The 535-nt window shown below is 38.9% G+C and carries 1 pseudogene; it reads left to right on the plus strand.

What is annotated here, in order from left to right:
- Positions 1 to 535: pseudogene (locus QM959_RS09580) on the plus strand (helix-turn-helix domain-containing protein); the annotation flags it as partial.

Below are 535 nucleotides of genomic sequence, written 5' to 3' on the forward strand. Positions count from 1 at the left end.
GGTATGCCTACCAGAATTCTCCTTAAAAAACGCCGTTTTAAGTGCTATCAGTGCTCAAAAAAGGCTGTCGCTGAGACTTCCCTCGTCAAGAAAAATCATCAAATCCCTCGTATCATCAACCAAAAGATTGCTCAAAAGTTGATTGAAAAACTTCTATGACCGATATTGCTCATCAGCTAGCCATCTCAACTTCAACTGTTATTCGCAAGCTTAATGACTTTCACTTTAAACATGATTTTTCTCGTCTTCGTGAGATTATGTCCTGGGATGTTGAAACAGTCAGGGAAGTGACTGTAGCAATCGGGAGATGTAGATGAGTTTCATTGCGCAAGATTTTGACAATTTCAATATCATCACTATTCTTGAGGACAGAACACAAGCTATCATTCGAAATCACTTTCTTAAATATGATAGAGCCGTCCGATGTCGAGTGAAAATCATTACTATGGATATGTTTAGTCCTTATTATACCTTGTCTAAACAGCTTCGCTTTCGAATTTCTAGGCTCAGGCTGAAACAGTCTCCCAGACTGTTT

The sequence above is a fragment of the Streptococcus mitis genome, assembly GCF_047459985.1.
Classification (GTDB): domain Bacteria; phylum Bacillota; class Bacilli; order Lactobacillales; family Streptococcaceae; genus Streptococcus; species Streptococcus mitis_DZ.